The sequence below is a fragment of the Variovorax sp. P4_B11 genome, assembly GCF_056402355.1.
This window is the reverse complement of record NZ_JBFUHO010000002.1, coordinates 75,599-92,206: the sequence shown is the minus strand read 5'-3', so window position 1 is coordinate 92,206 and position 16,608 is coordinate 75,599. Positions and strand designations below refer to the sequence as shown.

The following is a 16,608-nucleotide window of genomic DNA, read 5'->3' as shown; positions in this document are numbered from 1 at the left end:
CTGGCGATCGACAAATGCACTATTGTTCCTCGTCAGCCCCCGACACCCCAGGAGACCCGCATGACCGACAGCACCCAAGCCCTTCGCGTGGATTACCGCACCGACCCCACGCAGTACCGCCACTGGAAACTCAGCGTCGAGGGCCCGGTGGCCCGCCTGTCGCTCGACATCGCGGAAGACGGCGGCATCCGCCCCGGCTACAAGCTCAAGCTCAACAGCTATGACCTGGGCGTGGACATCGAACTCAACGACGCCCTCAACCGCGTGCGCTTCGAGCACCCGGAAGTCCGTTCGGTGGTCGTCACCAGCGGCAAGGACCGGATCTTCTGCTCGGGCGCCAACATCTTCATGCTCGGCGTGTCGAGCCATGCCTGGAAGGTGAACTTCTGCAAGTTCACCAACGAGACCCGCAACGGCATCGAGGACACGTCGAAGCACTCGGGCCTGAAGTTCATCGCCGCGGTGAACGGCGCCTGCGCCGGCGGCGGCTACGAACTGGCGCTGGCCTGCGACGAGATCATCCTGGTCGACGATCGTTCTTCTTCCGTCTCGCTGCCGGAAGTGCCGCTGCTCGGCGTGCTGCCCGGCACCGGCGGCCTGACCCGCGTGACCGACAAGCGCCGCGTGCGCCATGACCTGGCCGACATCTTCTGCACCAGCGTCGAAGGCGTGCGCGGCCAGCGCGCGGTCGACTGGCGCCTGGTCGACGCGATCGCCAAGCCGGCCCAGTTCGCCGCCACGGTGCAGGAGCGCGCCGCCAAGCTGGCCGAAGGCAGCGACCGCCCGGCCGGCGGCAAGGGCGTGAGCCTCGCGCGCCTCGAGCGCGAAGACGGCGCCGACAGCCTGCGCTACGAACACGTCACTGTCGAGATCGACCGCGCGCGCCGCACCGCGACCCTGACCGTGAAGGCGCCCACGGGCGCGCAGCCGGCCGACATCGCCGCGATCGAAGCCGCGGGCGCCGCCTGGTGGCCGCTCGCGATGACGCGCCAGCTCGACGACGCCATCCTCAACCTGCGCACCAACGAGCTCGACATCGGCACCTGGCTGCTCAAGACCGAGGGCGACGCCCAGGCCGTGCTGGCCAGCGACGCCACGATGGTGGCCCACAAGGACCATTGGCTGGTGCGCGAAACGCTCGGCGCGCTGCGCCGCACGCTGGCCCGCCTGGATGTCTCGTCGCGCAGCCTGTTCGCGCTGGTCGAGGCCGGCTCCTGCTTCGCCGGCACGCTGGCCGAACTCGCCTTCGCGGCCGACCGCGCCTACATGCTGGCCTTGCCCGACGATGCCGCCAAGGCGCCTAGGCTGACGCTCGACGAACTCAACTTCGGCTTCTTCCCGATGGTCAACGACCAGAGCCGCCTGCAGCGCCGCTTTTACGAGGAGACGGCGCCGATGGAAGCCGCACGCGCCGCAGCCGGCCAGGCGCTCGACGCCGACGAGGCCCTGAAGCTCGGCCTGGTCACGGCCGCGCCCGACGACATCGACTGGGACGACGAGATCCGCATGGCGATCGAGGAGCGCGCCGCGATGTCGCCCGACGCGCTGACCGGCCTCGAAGCCAACCTGCGCTTCGCCAGCAAGGAGAACATGAACACCCGCATTTTCGGGCGGCTCACCGCCTGGCAGAACTGGATCTTCAACCGCCCCAACGCGGTCGGCGCCAAGGGCGCGCTGAAGGTCTACGGCACCGGCGAGAAGGCCGGCTTCGACCTCAACCGCGTCTGATCCACCCCGCCCGCAACGAACCCGAGGAACCTGACATGAGCACGATCAACTACAGCGAGAAGATCCCGAACAACGTCAACCTGAGCGAAGACCGCACCTTGCAGCGTGCGCTCGAAGGCTGGCAGCCGAACTTCATCAACTGGTGGGACGACGTGGGCCCCGAAGGCTCGACCAACTTCGACGTGTACCTGCGCACCGCCGTGAGCGTCGACCCGAACGGCTGGGCCCAGTTCGGCCACGTGAAGATGCGCGACTACCGCTGGGGCATCTTCCTGAATCCGGGCGACGCGGAGCGCAAGATCCACTTCGGCGATTCCCTCGGCGACAAGGCCTGGCAGGACGTGCCCGGCGAGCACCGCGCCAACCTGCGCCGCATCATCGTCACGCAGGGCGACACCGAGCCCGCCTCGGTCGAGCAGCAGCGCCACCTCGGCCTGACCTGCCCGAGCCAGTACGACCTGCGCAACCTGTTCCAGGTCAACGTCGAGGAAGGCCGCCACCTGTGGGCCATGGTCTACCTGCTGCACAAGTACTTCGGCCGCGATGGCCGCGAAGAAGCCGAAGCCCTGCTGCAGCGCCAGTCCGGCGACCAGGACAACCCGCGCATCCTCGGCGCCTTCAACGAGAAGACGCCCGACTGGCTGGCCTTCTTCATGTTCACGTACTTCACCGACCGCGACGGCAAGTTCCAGCTGTCGGCGCTGGCCGAGAGCGCCTTCGACCCGCTGGCGCGCACCACCAAGTTCATGCTGACCGAAGAAGCGCACCACATGTTCGTCGGCGAGAGCGGCGTGTCGCGCGTGCTGCAGCGCACCGCGCAGGTCATGAACGATCTCAAGACCGACGATCCGCAAAAGGTGCGCGCGGCCGGCGCCATCGACCTGGGCACCATCCAGCGCTACCTGAACTTCCACTACAGCGTGACCATCGACCTGTTCGGCGCCGACCAGTCGAGCAACGCCGCCATCTTCTACAGCTCCGGCCTCAAGGGCCGCTACGAGGAAGGCAAGCGCACCGACGACCACGTGCTCAAGGGCCAGACCTACAAGGTGCTCGAAGTGCAGAACGGCCAGCTCGTCGAGAAAGACGTGCCGATGCTCAACGCGCTCAACGAAGTGCTGCGCGACGACTTCATCAAGGACTCGGTGGCCGGCGTGCAGCGCTGGAACAAGGTGCTCGAGAAGGCCGGCATCCCGACCCGCCTGACCGTGCCGCACAAGGCCTTCAATCGCCAGATCGGCGCCCTGGCCGGCATCAAGGTGTCGCCCGAAGGCCGGGTGGTGAACGAGGCCGAATGGGCCGCGAAGAAGAGCGAATGGCTGCCGACCCCCGAGGACTTCGCTTTCGTGGCATCGTTGATGGGCCGCGTGGTCGACCCGGGCAAGTTCGCCGGCTGGATCGCACCGCCGGTGATGGGCATCAACCGCCAGCCGGTCGATTTCGAGTACGTGAGGTTCGGTTAGATGTTGCTCGCCCCCAGGTTGCCCGGCACTTCGTGTCCGGGCGCCCACCCCCCTGCCGGGGGCAACACCAGCGGCCTGGCAAAGCCAGTTCCGCGGTGTTTCACGAAGGGGCCTGCGCTTTGCGCGGCCGGGGCGTACAAAGGTGTTGAGCGGTGATTGGCCGTCGGGGCGATAGAGGAGATACACATGGATATGGCGGTCGATATCAACGTCATCAGGCAGCACCTGATCGACCCCGAGATCTGCATTCGGTGCAACACCTGCGAGGCGATCTGCCCGGTCAATGCGATCACGCATGACGAGCGCAACTACGTCGTGCGCGCCGATGTCTGCAACAGCTGCATGGCCTGCATCTCGCCGTGCCCGACCGGCTCGATCGACAACTGGCGCACCATGCCCCTGGTGCGCGCCTATTCGATCGAGGAGCAATTCACCTGGGACGAGTTGCCGGCCGAACTCACGCCCGAGCAGCTCGAGGCCGAAGGCGTGGGCGCGCCACAGGAGGCGCTGATGCAAGTGCCGGCCGCGTCGCCGCAGCCGCCCGCCGCGCCCGGCGAAGTGGTCTTCAATTCGGCCCAGTACGGCGCCACTGTGCCGCCCTGGTCGGCGGCCCATGCGTACACCAACCTGCATCCGCCGAAGAACCCGACCACGGCCACCGTGGTCGGCAACTTCAACTGCACCGAGGCCGGCTACGAGAACCAGACCCACCACATCGTGCTCGACTTCGGCGCGATGCCGTTCCCGGTGCTCGAGGGCCAGTCGATCGGCATCATTCCGCCCGGCACCGATGCCAACGGCAAGGCGCATTTCGCGCGCCAGTATTCGATTGCCAGCCCGCGCAACGGCGAGCGGCCCGGCTACAACAACATCTCGCTGACCGTGAAGCGCGTGCTGGAGGACCACCAGGGCAAACCGGTGCGCGGCGTGGCCAGCAACTATGTGTGCGACCTCAAGGTCGGCGACAAGGTGCAGGTGATCGGGCCCTTCGGCACCTCGTTCCTGATGCCGAACCATCCGAAGTCGCACATCGTGATGATCTGCACCGGCACCGGCAGCGCGCCGATGCGCGCGATGACCGAATGGCGCCGGCGGCTGCGCAAGAGCGGCAAGTTCGAGAGCGGCAAGCTGATGCTGTTCTTCGGCGCCCGCACGCAGCAGGAGCTGCCGTACTTCGGCCCGCTGCAGACCTTGCCGAAGGATTTCATCGACATCAACTTCGCTTTCTCGCGCACGCCGGGAAGCCCCAAGCGCTACGTGCAGGACCTGATGCGCGAGCGCGCCGCCGACCTGGCCGAGTTGCTGAAGGACGGTCAGACCCATTTCTATGTCTGCGGCCTCAAGAGCATGGAAGAGGGCGTCGTGCTGGCGCTGCGAGACGTCGCGACCGATGCCGGGCTCGACTGGGACACGGTCGGTGCGAGCCTCAAGCGCGAGGGGCGGCTGCACCTCGAAACCTACTGATGAAATTCGCCGACTTCCACGAGGGACAGGTCATCGAGGCCGGCCCCTACCTCGTGACCGAGGCGGAGGTGCTTCAGTTCGCGCGGGCCTACGACCCGCAGTGGTTCCACACCGATGCCGATGCGGCGGCCGAAGGCCCCTTCGGCGGCCTGATCGCGAGTGGCTGGCACACCAGCGCGATCGCGATGCGCCTGGTCGCCGATGCCGCGCTGGCGGGCTCCGAATCCTTCGCCTCGCCGGGCCTGGCCTTCCTCAAGTGGCCGAACCCGGTGCGCCCGGGCGACATCTTGCGGCTGGTGGCCGACGTCATCGAAGTGCGCCGCTCGGAGAAGAGGCCGCACCTTGGCATCCTGCGCTGGCGCTGGCGGCTCTTCAGCCAGCGCGAACTACCGGTGCTCGACCTCGAGGCGACCAGCCTGTTCAGGCTGGCGGCTTGAAGACGGGATCAGCGCCGTTTCCGTCTCAATGCCAGGGATACCGCGGAACCGGCTTTGCCGGGCCGCCGGTATCGCCCCCCTTGAGGGGGCTGAGGTCCGCGGCTCCAAGCCTGCCTGCGCAGGCTTGGACGGACCCGAAGAGCCGCTGCCTCTGGCAGCGACTCGAGGCGCCGCAGGCGCTTCGGGGGGTGTTTCATCCTAGCGGCTCCACCGCGCCTGGCGCGACCCACGACGCATGAAACCGGCGCAGTTCGATACCAGGGATACCGCGGAACCGGCTTTGCCGGGCCGCCGGTATCGCCCCCCTTGAGGGGGGAGGCGCCGCAGGCGCTTCGGGGGGTGTTTCATTTCAGTCCGCCGCGGCCGGCGCCGCCCGCAAGTCCTCCTTGGTCACCAGCACCGGCGTGGCCGGCTGCAGCACGAAGTTCGGCGACATGATCTGCACGCCGTACTCGTTGAACACATCCTGGATGTGGCCGTGCAGGACGCTGAGCACGTCGTACTTGGGCGCGCCCGCGCGCATGAAGACGTTGAGCTCGTATTCGGGGTAGAAGTCCTGCAGCCGCACCTGCCGCACCGTCGGTGGCGGCTCGCTGAGCAGGTCGGGCGTGCGGCCGGCGGCCATCATGAGCATGGCGTGCACCTGGCGCCAGGGGCTGTCGTAGCCGATCGTGACCGAGGTCGACAACGCGATGCCGCCGCCGCTGGTCTTGGTGGTGTCGCTCGAATTGAGGATGCGCGTCCCGACCACCACCGAGTTGGGCAGCGTCACCTCCTGGTCGAGCCGGTTGCGCAGCTTGGTCGAGAGCGTGCCGAGCTCGACCACGTAGCCCTCGGATTCGCCGATCTGCACGTAGTCGCCGGGCCGCAGCGCACGCGAATAGATCAGCACGAAGCCCGACATGATCTGCGACACGACGCCGGACGACCCGAGCGTCACCAGCACGCCGAAGAACACGCTCAGGCCCTTGAACGCATTGGAGTCGGAGCCGGGGATGAAGGGATAGGCCACCACCGCGGCGAACAGCCACACCAGCACCACCGTCAACCGGCGCGTGGCGCCGATGGTGTCGCTCTGCAGCGCCGCCACCTTCACGCCGCTGGCGTGCGCGGCGTTGAAAAGCGTGTGCAGGCCGCGAACGCCAAGGTGCGCCAGCAGGAAGATCAGGGCGACCATCGCCAGGTCGGGCAGCGCGTGCAGCACCGTGACCGCGACCTGCGAGGCCACGGAGATCAGCGAAGTGTCGAGTGTCTCGCCCCAGGGGGCGGTGTAGGGGAAGCGGGTCAGCACATAGGCCAGCCACACATACGCCGCCATCCCCATCAGCGCGATCTTGAACCACTGGATCGCATAGCCCAGCACCGAGACCGCGATGCGGCGGGCGTTGAACAGCGGCCGGGACGCCGCACGCTCGCGCAGCCCGCGGGTGCGGGCCCCGATGGCGCGGGCCAGGTGCTGCAGCCCGATCAGCACGGCGAAGAGCGCCAGCGTGGCGAGCGCAATCCAGCCGAGCGAGGCCGCGAACTGGCGCCCGCTGCTTTGCGCCTGGCGCGCCAGCAGTGCCTGGTGCAGCCGCGAGGCGGCCTGCGCAGCCACCTGCGCCAGCGCCGGATCGCCGGGCTCCAGGTCGCTGGCGAAGACGGCGAACAGCGTCCCGCCGTCGAGCATCACCGCGTAGCCCGGCACGCCTTCGTGCGCGAAGCTCGCGACCTCGACCGGGGCACCCAGGCTGGTCAGCGGAATGTCGCCGATGCGCTCGGCTGCCCGGCTGGCGCGCTGTTGCGGCGAGAGGCCGAACATCGGCACCCGGAAGACGAAGACCGTGCGGTTCCAGACCTTCAGCGTGGCGCCGGTGGAGGGGGCCTCCTGGGCGCCCGCGCCGCCGGCCGCGCACAGCAGCAAGGCCAGCAGCCAAGGCCCCCGGCGCAGGGCCATCCCGAGAAGCACGAAAATGCGGACGAATCGAAAGAGCACCATCCCGGGCTGCCGCATCAGGCGCCAGCGGCCGACCGCGCCGCACACCGGCGGCCATCCGGAGGGAGGGGCGCCTGCCCCGGTGCAAGCTTTCGACAGTCGTCCATGGGTGTTCCTTTCAGGTGCGGCCACCGGAAAGTACACCACGATCGGCGGGCGCAGACAAGGCGCGCGGCCTCAGCCCGGCACGCGGCACGGCAGCACCGTGCCGCGGCTTTCGCCGAAGCCGATCCGCGCCGCGCCCGGCTTCTCGCACCAGCCGCGCAGCATGACGGCGTCGCCGTCCTGCAGGAAGCCGCGCGGGTCGCCGTTCGCAAGCGTGATCGGCGCCTGGCCGCCGCGCGTCAACTCGATCATGGCGCCGGCTTCGCCTGGACCCGGACCGGAGATGGTGCCGCTGCCGAACAGGTCGCCCGGGTTCAGGCTGCAGCCGCCGACGGTGTGGTGCGCGACCATCTGGGCGACGCTCCAGTACTGGTGGCGGAAGCTGGTCCCCGACAGGCGGGTCGGGCCGAGACCCTGGTCGCGGTCGCGCTGGCTCTCGAGCCAGACCTCGAGCCGGATGTCGATCGCGCCGCCCTCCCGGTTGGCCCGGCCTTCGAGGTACGGCAGCGGCTGCGGGTGATCGGCCGGCCGCGTCCATGCGGCGCGGTACGGCGCCAGCGCATCCATCGTGACGATCCAGGGCGACACCGTGGTGGCGAAGTTCTTCGCCAGGAAGGGCCCGAGCGGCGCCATCTCCCAGAACTGGATGTCGCGCGCCGACCAGTCGTTCAGCAGACAGATGCCGAAGACATGTTCTTCGGCGCGCTCGAGCGGAATCGCTTCGCCGGCCGCGTTGCCCTGGCCGATGTAGATGCCGAGCTCGAGCTCGTAGTCGAGCCGCGCGCAAGGGCCGTAGCTCGGCGCTTTGGCGCCCGGCGCCATCGTTTGCCCCATCGGACGGTGGAACCGTTGTCCGCTGACGCCGAGGGTCGACACCCGTCCGTGGTAGGCGATCGGGATCCACTGGAAGTTCGGCGTGATCGGGTCCTCGGGCTTGAGCAGGCGGCCGATGTTCAGCGCGTGGTCGATCGAGGTGTAGAAGTCGGTGTAGTCGCCGATGCGCGCCGGCAGCGCGAACTCGATCGCCGACTGGGGTCGCAGGCAGGCGCGCATCGCATCGGCGGTGGCGGCGGCAGCGCCTTCCTTCAGCGCCGCGAACAGCGCATGCCGCAGCGTGCGCCAGGCCGCGGGGCCGAGCGCGAAGAAGTCGTTGAGCACCGGCTGCGCACAGGCGCGCGCGGCCTGCAGCGCCGGGCCTTCGAGGAGCCGCGCGTCGGCCAGCGCCGCCAGGTCGACGACCTGGTCGCCGATCGCGACGCCGCCGCGAAAGGCCTCGCCGCTGCCCGCGCCGCGAAACACCGCAAAGGGCAGGTTCTGGATCGGAAAATCGCAGCCCCCGGCCTGGGCCGAGGCGAGCCAGCTGCGGGCGGCGGGGTCGTGCGTGTGATCGAGCGGCATCGCGGTGCTCACGCGCTGGCCATCAGGGCGTCGTCGAAGATCGCGACCGCGCGCGTCCAGCCGGCCGAGGCGCCGCGGATCTTGTGCGGGAAGCAGCTGATGAAGAAGCCGTCGGGCGGCAGCACCTCGAGGTTGTGCAGCTTCTCGATGTGGCAGTAGCCGATGTCGCGGCCGGCCTTGTGGCCTTCCCAGATCAGCGAGGCGTCGTGGGTCTCGCCGTACTTCTTGGCGGTGTGCACGAAAGGCGCATCCCAGCTCCAGGCGTCGGTGCCGGTGAGCCGCACGCCGCGCTCCAGCAGGTACATCGTCGCCTCGTAGCCCATGCCGGCGCCGGCCGACACGTAGTCGTTGTGGCCGTAGCGCGAGCCGGCGCGCGTGTTGACTACCACGATCTCGAGCGGCTTGAGCGTGTGTCGGATGCGCTTGAGCTCGGCCTCGACGTCGTCGGCCGTCACCACGTAGCCATCCTCGAAGTGGCGGAAGTCGAGCTTCACGGCAGGCTGGAAGCACCACTCGAGCGGCACCTCGTGGATCGCGATCGCGGGCTTCTTGTCGCCCAGCGCCTTGTCCATCGTCGAATGGAAGTGATAGGGCGCATCGAGGTGCGTGCCGTTATGGGTCGACAGCTGCACCAGCTCGACGGCCCAGCCCTCGCCGTCGGGCAGGTCCTCGCGCTGAAGGCCCGGGAAGAAGGGTTCGATCTGCTCGTAGGTCTGCGCGTGCGTGAAGTACTGGATCTTCGGCGCGAAAGCCGGCGGGTCGGACATCACGTCGTTTTCGAGAAAGATGGACAGGTCGACGAACTTGCGGGTCATGGTGGGGCTCCTTTTAGTCAGTTGGGGACAGAGCAAAAACTGCTGCGCAGTTTCTTGGTCTGTCCCGCAAGGTTTCAATCAGTTGAGGACAGAGCAAAAATGGCTGCGCCATTTCTTGGTCTGTCCCGCAAGGTCTCACGGGTGCTGCCAGCGCAACAATTTCTTTTCCGCGAATGCCAGCAGCGCGTTGCTGGCAAAGCCGATCAGGCCCAGCAGCGCGATGCCGGCGAACAGGTCGCTGGCGCGGAAGGCGCGCGCCGCGAGCAGGATGGCCTGGCCGAGACCGCTCTGCGAGGCGATCATTTCGCCGACCACGGCGACGATCAGCGAGATCGTCATCGACAGGCGCATGCCGGCCAGGATGTCGGGCAGCGCATTCGGCAAACCGATCTTCCAGACGAAGGCGGCGCGCGGCAGCTGCAGGCAGCGCGCCACCTCGGCCAGCCGCGGCTCGACGGCCGCGAAGCCGTGCACGGTCGCCAGCAGCACCGGCCACATGGCGCCGAAGGCGACCACGAACAGCACCATGCCGGGGTTCAGGCCGAAGATCGAGATCGCCAGCGGCAGCAGCGCCGAGGCCGGCAGCGGACGGATGAATTCGAGCGTCGGCTGCACCCATGCGCGCACCGCCGGCGAGACGCCGATGGCGGCACCGAGCACGACGCCGAAGACCGACGCCAGCAGCCAGCCTTCGAGCATCCGGCGCACGGTCGCCAGCGTGTAGCCGAGCAGGTCGCCGCGCAGGCCTTCGGCCAGGCCCGCGAGCGTGGCTTCGGGGGTCGGCAGGAACACGCGGCTGACCCAGCCGGCATGGCTCGCGGCCCACCACAGCGCGACCAGCGCCGCGAGCACGCCAGCCGAGCCGAGCCAGCTTCCCAGACGGGCGTTCATCACGTTGCAGCTCCCATGCGCCGCGCCACGCGCTGCTGCAGCCGCTGCATCGCGGCGTTGATCGCATAGCCGACGATGCCGATCCAGCCCAGCCAGGCCAGCATCAGCGCCGGGTCGAAGCTCTGCTGCGCGATCATCATCGCGTAGCCCATGCCGTTGGGATTGGCCGCGATCTCGACCGTCACCGCCACCACCAGCGCCACCGCCACGCCCAGGCGCAGCGCCACGAACAGGCGCGGCATGATCGCCGGCAGCACGATCTTGAAGGCCCGGTCGCGGCGCGACAGGCCCAGCACCCGGCTGACTTCGAGCAGCCGAGGGTCGACCTGCCGCACCGCCGCCTGCACCAGGATCAGGATCGGCCAGAAGGTGGCGAAGGCGACGATTGCGAGCTCCATGCGCACGCCGAAGCCGAACATCAGCATCGCCAGCGGAATCAGCGCCACCGACGGCACCGGGCGCAGCACCTCGATCGACAGCAGGCCCAGATCGGCGGCGCGGCGCGAGAGCCCGAGCACGATGCCGCCGCCGATGCCGAGCACGGCGCCGAGCAGCAAGCCGAGCGCCGCGGTGCCGAGCGTGAAGGCGGTGGCCTGCCACAGCGAGCCGTCGACGGCTGCAGCCGCGAAGGCCCGTGCCGCGGCGCTCGGCGGCGCCAGCGCATCGCTGCCCAAGGCGGCGGCGCGGCGCGCATACCACTCGAAGGCGCTGAGCAGCAGGGCCGGCAGCACCCAGGGCCGCAGCAGGGCGCCGAGGCTGCGGCGTTCAGGCCGGCGCCGGGCCGCCCCATGCCGACCTGCGCCCCCTCGGGGGGCAGCGCGTACACGCAGTGACGAGCGTGGGGGCCTCTCAGTCATGGCTCTGCGCGATGAAGGCGAACAGCTCGCGGCGCAGCCGCAGGAACTCGGGGTGTTCCTTGGTCGTGAGTTGGTCGCGCGGGCGCGGGATGTCGACCTCGATCATCCGCGCCAAGCTGGGCCGTCCCGGTCCGGGGTCGGCCTGCAGCGCGATCACGCGGTCGCCGAGATAGATCGCTTCTTCGAGATCGTGGGTGACGAAGAGCACAGTGAGGCCGTCCTCTCGCACCAGCCGGGCCAGCTCGTCCTGCAGGCCCTGGCGCGTCAGCGCGTCCAGCGCGCCGAAGGGCTCGTCCATCATCATCAGCTCGGGCTTCTGCGCCAGGCAGCGCGCGATCTGGGCCCGCTGCTGCATGCCGCCCGACAGCTGCGTCGGGAACTTGGCTGCATGGCGCGCGAGGCCGACCTTGGCCAGCGCCTCGGCGATGCGCGGCGGCCGCAGGCCCGCGGGTACGCCGGCGGCTTCCAGTGCCAGGCTGACGTTGCCCTCCACCGTGCGCCAGGGCAGCAGGGCGCGGCCGTAGTCCTGGAACACGAAGGCGACTTCGCGCGACGGGCCGGTCATCGGCAGGCCGTGGCGCCGCACCTCGCCGGCGCTGGCCGCGACCAGCCCGCTGGCGGCGCGCAGCAGGGTGGTCTTGCCGCAGCCGCTGGGGCCGACGATGCACACGAACTCGCCGCGCGCCACCGCGAAGGAGGTCGGCGACAGCACCTCGCGGCCGTCGTAGCGGATGGCGACGCGGTCGACGCAGAGGACGTCCGCGGGCTGGATGTCGCGGGCGTTCACTTCACGACCAGCTTCGCGACGTCGATCGGGGTTTTCAGCATCTCCTGGTCCTTCATGAGCCCGACCCAGTAGGCGAGCTGCTTTTCGCTCACCAGGGCGCCGGGCGGAGAGATCTGCACCTTGGCCAGCACCTCCGGCGGCAGCTTGATGTACTTGCCGATGCTGGCGCGGACCCGGGCATCGTTCTTCGGCTGCTGCATGAAGGCCGCGCCCTCCTGCACCGCCTCGCGGAAGCCGCGTGCGGCGGCGGCGTTCTGCTGTACCCACTCGCGCTTGGCGGCGTGGACGATGGTCTGGTTGCCTTCGGGCAGGAAGGTCGAGTAGTACGAGGCCACGTAGCCGGCGCCGCTGTCGGTGATGCGGCTCATGAACGGATCGGCCGACACCACCGCGTCGACCGAGCCGCCGCGCAGCAGATCGCCGTGCTGCGGAAAGGCGGCCTCGACGAAGTTCACCTTGCGGTAGTCGACGCCGTTGTCCTTCAGGTAGGCGCGGAAGGTCACGTGCAGGAAGGCGCCGAGGCCGGGCACGCCGATCTTCTTGCCCACGCAGTCCTGCGCGGTCTTGATGCCCGAGCCCGCCCGCGCCACCAGTCCGAAGCCGGTGATGGTCTTGGAGGTCAGGCCGCCGCCGGACACGACCACCAGGTCGAGCCCGCCATCGACCGCCTGCAGGAACACCGATGGCGTCGGCCCGCCGATCTGCAGCGAGTCCGACTGCAGGGCGGCCGGAATGGTCGAGTTCAGCGGAATGAACTTGAGCTCGACGTCGAGGTTGCGCTTCTTGAAGCAGCCCTCTTCGGCGGCCACGAAGACCGAGGCGAAGTCGGTCACGGCGGTGTAGCCGAACACGATCCGGGTGGCGGCTTGGGCGCGGGCGGGCAGGGCGGCGCCGAGGCCGGCGGCGCCGAGCGCCGACAGCAGGCTGCGTCGTTTCATCATGTCTGTCTCCTGGGGTGGGTTTTCTTCTGCGGGGTCCGGGGTCGCGGCAGCGCGGCGCGCAGGCCGCCGACGATGAAGCTCACGAGCATCGGCGCGGCGGCCGGGTCGGCGCGCCGGTTTTCGCCGTGCGACAGCCGTTCGATGCGGCTGTCGTTGAGGTGGTGCAGCAGAGCGCCCAGCGCGAACTGGTAGCCCCAGGCGACCTGGCCGCGCGTCGCGTGCGGCAGCGCGATGTGCAGGGCGTCGATGTAGGCCTCGGCCAGCGGGTCGAAGTAGCCGCGCAGCACACGGTCGGCTTCCTCGGTCGCGTGGTAAAGCTCGCGCGCCACCAGCAGGGCGTAGTACTCGCCTTCGGCGCTGGCGCGCAGGGCCAGCACCGGGCCCGTGAAGGCCTCGATGATGCGCGGCAGCGTGCGCGGATCGGCCGGGTCGTTGCGCACCGCGCGCAGGCCCTCGAGCCGCTCCTCGATGGTGTGGCTCCAGTGCGCGAAGATCGCGTGGAAGAGTTCGTGCTTGGGCCCGAAGTAGTAGCCCACCAGCGCCAGCGGCACGCCGGCCTCGTCGGCGATCTGGCGGATCGACACCACGTGGTAGCCGTGCTGGGCGAACAGCTTTTCCGCCGCCAGCAGGATCGCCTGCCGACGATCGGGCCGCGCGTCCTCGGCCGCCGCGGCGCTGCGGCGAGGCGATCGGCGAACGGGTGCGGTGCGTTGGACCATGGCGCTATTGAACGAGCGTACAAACTTATTGAACACTCGTACAAACCCTGTGCTAACCCGAATTGATGTCCGGGTACCGGCGGCGTTAGGCTGGAAGGGTGAAACCCACGACACCCGCCCCCTTCGTTCCCCGGATCCGCCTCTACCAGAACTGGTTGCGCGACACGCGCGGCCTGGCCTTCGACAGCTACGATGCGCTGTGGCGCTGGTCGGTCACCGACCTGCCGGCCTTCTGGCAGAGCATCTGGGACTTCTTCGGCATGCAGTCGCCCACGCCGGCGAGCGACGTGATCACCGACCGGCACATGCCCGGCACGCGCTGGTTCCCCGGCGCCCAGGTGAACTATGCGCGCGAAGTGTTCCGGCATGTCGATGCCGCGCACGCGGCCGGCATGCCGGCGGTGATCAGCGAGAACGAGCTCGGCGACGTGCGCGAGATGTCGTGGCCCGAATTGCGCCGGCAGGTCGCCGCCTTCGCGCTGGCGCTGCGCGAACTGGGCGTCGAGCGCGGCGATCGCGTGGCGGCGTACCTGCCCAACGTGCCGGAGGCGCTGATCGCCTTTCTCGCCTGCTCGAGCATCGGCGCCGTGTGGAGCGTGTGCGCGCCGGACATGGGAACGGTCGCGGTGGTCGATCGCTTCCGGCAGATCGAGCCGAAGGTGCTGGTCGCGATCGACGGCATCCACTACGGCGGCAAGCCGCTGGACCGCAGCGCCGTGGTGCAGGAATTGCGCGCCGCGCTGCCGAGCGTGCGCAGGCTCGTGCTGGTGCGCACCCCCTTCGCGGCGACGCAGATCCCGGCCGACGCCGAATGGAGGAAGGCGGTGGCCCGCGACGATGCCGCGACCGCCGCCTTCGAGCCCGAGTGGCTGCCGTTCGAGCATCCGATCTGGATCGTCTATTCGAGCGGCACCACCGGCCTGCCCAAGCCCATCGTGCATGGCCAGGGCGGCATCATCGTCAACCTGTATGCCTGCGGCCTGCACCACGACCTGGGGCCGAGCTACAGCGCCAACAACCACGGCGAGCGCTATCACTGGTACAGCTCGACCGGCTGGGTCATGTGGAACTCGCAGCTCTCGGGCCTGGCTTTCGGCTCGACCCTCTGCATCTACGACGGCCATCCGGCCGGCAGCAAGGAGCAGCCCGACTGGGGCGTGCTGTGGCGCTTCGTCGCCCGGCACGAGGTGACTTTCTTCGGCGCCGGCGCGGCCTATTTCACCCACTGCATGAAGTCGGGGCTGGACGCGAAGGCGTGCGGCGACCTGTCGCGGGTCAGGGCGCTCGGGAGCACCGGCTCGCCGCTGCCCGAAGAGGTGCAACGCTGGGGCACGGCGCAGGTGCTCGCTGCGGGTTCGCCGGCGGTGTGGTGGTACAACATCTCGGGCGGCACGGACTTCTGCGGCGCCTTCGTCGGCGGCAACCGCGAGCTGCCCGAAGTCCCGGGCCAGATGCAGTGCCGCTTCCTGGGCGCCGCGGTCGAAGCCTGGAACGAAGCCGGCCAGCCCGTGATCGGCGAAGTGGGCGAGCTGGTCTGCGTCCAGCCCATTCCCTCGATGCCGTTGTACTTCTGGGGCGACGCGGGCAACGCGCGCTATCTATCGAGCTACTTCGACACCTACCCGGGCGTCTGGCGCCACGGCGACTGGATCAAGATCGGCGAGGACGGCGGCTGCATCATCTACGGCCGCAGCGACGCCACCATCAATCGCCAGGGGCTGCGCATGGGCACCAGCGAGATCTACACCGCGGTCGAGGGCCTGCCCGAGGTGCTCGACTCGATGGTGGTCGATCTCGAATACCTCGGCCGCGAGAGCTACATGCCGCTGTTCGTGGTGCTGCGCGAAGGCGTTGCGCTCGACGACGCGATGCGCGCGAAGATCAACCAGGCGATCAAGACCTCGCTGTCGCCGCGCTTCGTGCCCAACGACATCTTCCAGGTGGCGGAGATTCCGCGCACGCTCTCCGGCAAGAAGCAGGAGCTGCCGATCAAGAAGCTGCTGCTCGGCCAGCCGATCGACAAGGTCGTGAACCGCGAGGCGATGGCCAATCCAGGCAGCCTGGACTGGTTCGTCGCTTTCAAAGGCTCGCCCCCAGGTCGGGCTCACTTCGTGTAGCCCTCCCACCCCCTGCCGGGGGCGCAGTCCGCGGCCCGGCGAAGCCGGTTCCGCGACTGCCCACGAACAGGCGCGCTGCGCGCGGCCGTGGGAGGTCAGAGCCAGTTACCTGTGGACGGCAGCTGGATCGCATCGGGGCCGCTGGTGTCGACCAGCGCGCCGAGGAAGACGCTCAGCAGCGAGATGAAGATGCTCGCAAACATCGCGGTCCAGAAGCCGGACACCTTGAAGCCACGCACCAGCGCCGACACCAGCAGGATCATCAGCGCATTGATCACCAGCAGGAACAGGCCGAAGGTCAGCAGCGTCAGCGGCAGGGTCAGGATGATCAGCAGCGGCTTGACCACCGCGTTGGCGAAACCCAGCAGCAGCGCGGAGATCACCAGCGAGCCGGTGCTCTCGAACTTGAGCCCGCGGAAGATGTAGCTCGCGACCCAGAGCGAGAGGGCGGTGATGGCCCAGTGCAGCAGGAAGGGCGCCAGGGAATTCAGCATGTCGAGGCTCGCGGTTCGGATTGGAGCGGCCGATCATATCGACCGCCCGCAGGGTCATGCCGGCAAACGTGAACGTGCACGCGTTTCCGTCAGGCTCGACGGTTCGACAGCTTGGTCAGCAATTCGTCGGCCAGTTCGAAGGCGCGGTGCTCCAGCACGGCCACCGGGTAGCTGCCGATCCGCATGCGGTCGTAGATCACGGTGGCGTAGCTGAACTCGGTGCCGAGTGCGGCGGCCGCGTCCTGCAGGCAGTCGGCCACCGACGGCAGCCCCTCGCGCGCGTAGCGCCGGGTGCCGTCCCCGATCCCGACGTAGGCGTTGAAGTTCCCGTCTCCGCGTTTCGTGATCTCGACCTCAGGTTGCATGTCTGACTCTTCCAGAATTCCAGATGACTTCGTTCGTTGGGTCCGCCGGGGC

General features: G+C 68.9%; 15 protein-coding genes. 5 read left to right on the top strand and 10 right to left on the bottom strand.

All coding sequences use genetic code 11. From position 1 onward, the window contains the following. Positions 1–60: 60 nt before the first annotated feature. The 4 genes from boxC to AC1DYD_RS02560 all read left to right on the top strand — a co-directional run bounded on the left by boxC (position 61) and on the right by AC1DYD_RS02560 (position 5,092). Complete coding sequence (boxC, locus tag AC1DYD_RS02575) at positions 61–1,728, top strand: 2,3-epoxybenzoyl-CoA dihydrolase (RefSeq protein ID WP_478171177.1); 1,668 nt, start codon at positions 61–63, stop codon at positions 1,726–1,728. A 35-nt stretch (positions 1,729–1,763) separates the two neighbouring features. Then, positions 1,764–3,191 carry a benzoyl-CoA 2,3-epoxidase subunit BoxB gene (boxB, locus tag AC1DYD_RS02570; protein ID WP_478171176.1) on the top strand — a complete coding sequence of 476 codons (1,428 nt, stop codon included), beginning with the start codon at positions 1,764–1,766 and terminating at the stop codon, positions 3,189–3,191. Positions 3,192–3,377: 186 nt separating this feature from the next. Beyond that, positions 3,378–4,655 (top strand): benzoyl-CoA 2,3-epoxidase subunit BoxA, encoded by a 1,278-nt coding sequence (gene boxA, locus AC1DYD_RS02565; protein ID WP_478171175.1) that lies wholly within the window; start codon positions 3,378–3,380, stop codon positions 4,653–4,655. Beyond that, on the top strand, positions 4,655–5,092 hold the full coding sequence (locus tag AC1DYD_RS02560) for a MaoC family dehydratase (RefSeq protein ID WP_478171174.1): 438 nt from the start codon (positions 4,655–4,657) through the stop codon (positions 5,090–5,092). The genes boxA and AC1DYD_RS02560 overlap by 1 nt, the downstream gene beginning before the upstream one ends. Before the next feature lie 349 nt (positions 5,093–5,441). On the opposite strand, the gene AC1DYD_RS02555 is transcribed toward AC1DYD_RS02560, so the two are convergent. The 8 genes from AC1DYD_RS02555 to AC1DYD_RS02520 all read right to left on the bottom strand — a co-directional run bounded on the left by AC1DYD_RS02555 (position 5,442) and on the right by AC1DYD_RS02520 (position 13,580). Further along, entirely contained in the window at positions 5,442–7,070 is a 1,629-nt protein-coding gene (locus AC1DYD_RS02555) for a mechanosensitive ion channel family protein (RefSeq protein WP_478171173.1), read from the bottom strand. Between the two features lie 174 nt (positions 7,071–7,244). Beyond that, positions 7,245–8,570, bottom strand: a complete 1,326-nt coding sequence (fahA, locus tag AC1DYD_RS02550) for a fumarylacetoacetase (RefSeq protein ID WP_478171434.1) — start codon at positions 8,568–8,570, stop codon at positions 7,245–7,247. 8 nt (positions 8,571–8,578) lie between these two features. Beyond that, a complete protein-coding gene (locus AC1DYD_RS02545) occupies positions 8,579–9,385 on the bottom strand; it encodes a cyclase family protein (RefSeq protein ID WP_478171172.1) in 807 nt (268 codons plus the stop codon). Positions 9,386–9,520: 135 nt separating this feature from the next. Continuing rightward, on the bottom strand, positions 9,521–10,276 hold the full coding sequence (locus AC1DYD_RS02540) for an ABC transporter permease (RefSeq protein WP_478171171.1): 756 nt from the start codon (positions 10,274–10,276) through the stop codon (positions 9,521–9,523). Beyond that, positions 10,276–11,133: an ABC transporter permease gene (locus AC1DYD_RS02535; RefSeq protein WP_478171170.1), complete on the bottom strand. Its 858-nt coding sequence runs from the start codon at positions 11,131–11,133 to the stop codon at positions 10,276–10,278. The genes AC1DYD_RS02540 and AC1DYD_RS02535 overlap by 1 nt, the downstream gene beginning before the upstream one ends. Continuing rightward, positions 11,126–11,920, bottom strand: coding sequence for an ABC transporter ATP-binding protein (locus AC1DYD_RS02530; RefSeq protein ID WP_478171169.1), 795 nt, complete (start codon positions 11,918–11,920; stop codon positions 11,126–11,128). Before AC1DYD_RS02530 ends, AC1DYD_RS02535 begins: the two co-directional genes overlap by 8 nt. Further along, positions 11,917–12,861, bottom strand: a complete 945-nt coding sequence (locus AC1DYD_RS02525) for an ABC transporter substrate-binding protein (protein WP_478171168.1) — start codon at positions 12,859–12,861, stop codon at positions 11,917–11,919. The genes AC1DYD_RS02530 and AC1DYD_RS02525 overlap by 4 nt, the downstream gene beginning before the upstream one ends. Further along, positions 12,858–13,580 carry a TetR/AcrR family transcriptional regulator gene (locus tag AC1DYD_RS02520; RefSeq protein ID WP_478171167.1) on the bottom strand — a complete coding sequence of 241 codons (723 nt, stop codon included), beginning with the start codon at positions 13,578–13,580 and terminating at the stop codon, positions 12,858–12,860. The genes AC1DYD_RS02525 and AC1DYD_RS02520 overlap by 4 nt, the downstream gene beginning before the upstream one ends. Positions 13,581–13,678: 98 nt before the next feature. Here AC1DYD_RS02520 and AC1DYD_RS02515 point away from each other — a divergent pair, with 98 nt between their 5' ends. Then, positions 13,679–15,697 carry an acetoacetate--CoA ligase gene (locus tag AC1DYD_RS02515; RefSeq protein ID WP_478171166.1) on the top strand — a complete coding sequence of 673 codons (2,019 nt, stop codon included), beginning with the start codon at positions 13,679–13,681 and terminating at the stop codon, positions 15,695–15,697. A gap of 95 nt (positions 15,698–15,792) precedes the next feature. On the opposite strand, the gene AC1DYD_RS02510 is transcribed toward AC1DYD_RS02515, so the two are convergent. Together AC1DYD_RS02510 and AC1DYD_RS02505 are read right to left on the bottom strand one after the other, a co-directional pair. Then, the gene (locus tag AC1DYD_RS02510; RefSeq protein ID WP_478171165.1) at positions 15,793–16,191 is read right to left on the bottom strand and encodes a phage holin family protein; all 399 of its coding nucleotides are present in this window, start codon (positions 16,189–16,191) and stop codon (positions 15,793–15,795) included. 89 nt (positions 16,192–16,280) lie between these two features. Continuing rightward, entirely contained in the window at positions 16,281–16,556 is a 276-nt protein-coding gene (locus AC1DYD_RS02505; protein ID WP_478171164.1) for a hypothetical protein, read from the bottom strand. Positions 16,557–16,608 lie beyond the last annotated feature (52 nt).

Excerpts from the sequence above, each read along its gene's own strand:
- AC1DYD_RS02505 (WP_478171164.1), bottom strand. The coding sequence starts at position 16,556 with ATGCAACCTGAGGTCGAGATCACGAAACGCGGAGACGGGAACTTCAAC.
- boxA (WP_478171175.1), top strand. The coding sequence starts at position 3,378 with ATGGATATGGCGGTCGATATCAACGTCATCAGGCAGCACCTGATCGAC.
- AC1DYD_RS02540 (WP_478171171.1), bottom strand. The coding sequence starts at position 10,276 with ATGAACGCCCGTCTGGGAAGCTGGCTCGGCTCGGCTGGCGTGCTCGCG.
- AC1DYD_RS02555 (WP_478171173.1), bottom strand. The coding sequence starts at position 7,070 with ATGGTGCTCTTTCGATTCGTCCGCATTTTCGTGCTTCTCGGGATGGCC.
- AC1DYD_RS02535 (WP_478171170.1), bottom strand. The coding sequence starts at position 11,133 with ATGACTGAGAGGCCCCCACGCTCGTCACTGCGTGTACGCGCTGCCCCC.
- AC1DYD_RS02545 (WP_478171172.1), bottom strand. The coding sequence starts at position 9,385 with ATGACCCGCAAGTTCGTCGACCTGTCCATCTTTCTCGAAAACGACGTG.
- boxB (WP_478171176.1), top strand. The coding sequence starts at position 1,764 with ATGAGCACGATCAACTACAGCGAGAAGATCCCGAACAACGTCAACCTG.
- AC1DYD_RS02510 (WP_478171165.1), bottom strand. The coding sequence starts at position 16,191 with ATGCTGAATTCCCTGGCGCCCTTCCTGCTGCACTGGGCCATCACCGCC.
- fahA (WP_478171434.1), bottom strand. The coding sequence starts at position 8,570 with ATGCCGCTCGATCACACGCACGACCCCGCCGCCCGCAGCTGGCTCGCC.
- boxC (WP_478171177.1), top strand. The coding sequence starts at position 61 with ATGACCGACAGCACCCAAGCCCTTCGCGTGGATTACCGCACCGACCCC.
- AC1DYD_RS02560 (WP_478171174.1), top strand. The coding sequence starts at position 4,655 with ATGAAATTCGCCGACTTCCACGAGGGACAGGTCATCGAGGCCGGCCCC.
- AC1DYD_RS02525 (WP_478171168.1), bottom strand. The coding sequence starts at position 12,861 with ATGATGAAACGACGCAGCCTGCTGTCGGCGCTCGGCGCCGCCGGCCTC.
- AC1DYD_RS02520 (WP_478171167.1), bottom strand. The coding sequence starts at position 13,580 with ATGGTCCAACGCACCGCACCCGTTCGCCGATCGCCTCGCCGCAGCGCC.